General features: G+C 38.6%; 2 protein-coding genes. One reads left to right on the forward strand and one right to left on the reverse strand.

The window, feature by feature from the left end; all coding sequences use genetic code 11:
- Positions 1–265: 265 nt before the first annotated feature.
- Positions 266–1,324, reverse strand: coding sequence for an N-acetyl-gamma-glutamyl-phosphate reductase (gene argC, locus F6K27_RS32905; protein ID WP_287244561.1), 1,059 nt, complete (start codon positions 1,322–1,324; stop codon positions 266–268).
- A gap of 745 nt (positions 1,325–2,069) precedes the next feature.
- On the opposite strand from argC, the gene F6K27_RS32910 reads away from it, so the two are divergent.
- Positions 2,070–2,288, forward strand: a complete 219-nt coding sequence (locus F6K27_RS32910) for a transposase (protein WP_287280156.1) — start codon at positions 2,070–2,072, stop codon at positions 2,286–2,288.
- The last annotated feature ends 122 nt before the right edge of the window (positions 2,289–2,410 follow it).

The raw sequence follows: 2,410 nt of genomic DNA on the forward strand, positions 1-2,410 counted from the left end.
GCAAAAGCTTGGCCAAAAATTTTGTTTGCGCAGCATTCCGCAGGAAAAGAACCTTAGAAAATGCCACAGCCAAGGTCAATCTTTGTTTTGTGAGACTGCTGCTTAAGAGATTGGCGATCGCCTGATTATTGAAAAAAAAGATACCATCAGGGTTCTATATAGAACTACAAGAACTGGTTAAGACATTTTTCAATCCTAAAACCCTTTGACAGTTTGCTATTTCCTGTTCCCTGTTCCCGATTCCCTAGTGCGTAGCGCTATACTGTTAGGGATAAAAACTCAACTGGGGTAATCCCAGGGTTTCTTCCCAACCCATCATCAAATTCATACACTGAACACCCTGACCAGCTTGACCTTTAATCAAATTATCAATAGCTGACATAATAATCACTCTATCAGTACGGTGATCCACCTCAATACCAAGATAACAGAGATTAGTGCCACAAGCCCATTTAGTTTGAGGATAAGTACCACTAGGCAATACTTTCACCCAAGGGCAATTACGATAAAAAGCATTATAAATAGTCAGCAAATCTTCTCGCACTAACCCAGGGTCTCGCAGAGTACCATAAACTGTAGCTAATATTCCCCGCACCATTGGCATCAGATGAGGAGTAAATTGCACCTTCACATCATAACCAGCCAAATTACCACAAATTTGTTCAATCTCTGGAGTATGTCGATGACTAGCTACTCCATAAGCACCAATAGAATTATCCGCCTCAGCTAGTAACATATTAATAGCTGCTTTGCGACCACCTCCAGAAGTCCCTGACTTCGCATCAATAATTGCAGTTTCCGGTACTATCAAACCCTGTTTAAATAGTGGGGAAAGTGCTAAAAGACTAGCCGTGACATAGCAACCAGGGCAACCTATAAGTTGAGCATTGGCAATGCGATCGCGATACAATTCTGGTAACCCGTAGACAGCAGTTGCAACTATTTGTTTATCTGTGCGTTCTCCACCATACCAAGATTGATAAGTCTCTAAATTAGAAAATCGATAGTCAGCGGATAAGTCCAATACTTTACATCCCTTTTCCAACAGAGTTGGTGCCATCTTCCAAGCTAAACCATTGGGAAGAGAAAGGAAGACTACCTGACATTTACTGGATATCTTGTCCAAATCTATTGCCTCTACCATTAAATCTACAGAATGCTCCAAGTGAGGGTAGATTGAAGAAAAAGGTTTCCCCGCACTGCTGTCACCCCCCAAGTACACAACCTCAGCCTTTGGATGATCCTCAAGCAGCTTGACAAGTTGCACCCCGCCATAGCCGGAAGCACCTACAATTCCTATTGGCACAGGTGCCGATTCATTCATAATATTAACTCCTAAGTAATTTGAGTAGCAAAAATTTTAACTTTTGCTGCATTTTAGTACTAAATTTTTATTTTGGTGATATTTAACATTTTGTTTTATAGTTTTTATTTTTTTGAGCATTGGGAAAGTGGTTTGTCAAAAATTTTAAATTATATCAAATTTTACTAATTAGTGATGTGATTACGATCAATTGGCCATACTAAATATAAAGAATTGTTATTTGAGTATTAAATTTTAGATCAAGATCCCATAAACTTTTTCTTAGTCAATAACGTAGTTCTAAAACGTGCTGGTTAGCGATTTGATCTTAACTTACCACGCGAAAGATATTGCTAGATGGCTTCAATAAGTAAAGGATGGTTATAGCGCTACGCGCAAGTCAGAAGTTAGAAGTTAGAAGTAATCCCTGACACTCATTTGAGTGTTTATCATTGCCCTAACCTATTTGCGTAGTACTATATCTATAGAAGCCATTTGGTATCTATTTAAGAAGTTACAAGTTCAATACCCATCTAGGTTTTATGATTCTGGCAGTCATTTTTCATAATTTTTCGGTTTCCTGAACCCTTATAGTTGTTAGGCTCCTTAAAACGGCTTTCCTGAAGCCTTTGTATTTCAATAAAAGATACGGTTAGGGGTTCTATAAGAGCTGATTAATAAAGAAAATCTAAAGAAAGCTACATAAGAGTGAATCATAGTTTTACTATCAATGATAGTCTAGATATAATTGTGACTAATCAGCCGTATACCTGCGCTCGTTAAGCCTCAACGTCAGCTATACCCAAGTGATCTAAGTGATTTAGAGTGGGAAATACTCAAGCCTTTGCTACCTAAACCAAAAGGGTTTGGTCATCCCATTGAAGTGGATTTAACAGAGATGATCAACGGTGTATTTTATGTACAACGGACTGGATGTCAGTGGGAAATGATATCCCATGACTTACCTCCCTACACAACTGTATAGAACCCCTAAACGGATCTTTGTGAGAGAGTATAATGGATAGAAAATGCCATACTCAAGTAGCTTGACAGACAGCGAGTGGGCTTTAATTGAACCACTGCTGCCCAAAAAAAAAAGAACTAAAC

Origin of the sequence: Okeania sp. SIO2F5 (assembly GCF_010692685.1) — a bacterium.
GTDB lineage: Bacteria > Cyanobacteriota > Cyanobacteriia > Cyanobacteriales > Microcoleaceae > Okeania > Okeania hirsuta.

Coding starts and splice junctions, on each gene's coding strand:
- argC (WP_287244561.1), bottom strand. CDS start 1,324: ATGAATGAATCGGCACCTGTGCCAATAGGAATTGTAGGTGCTTCCGGC.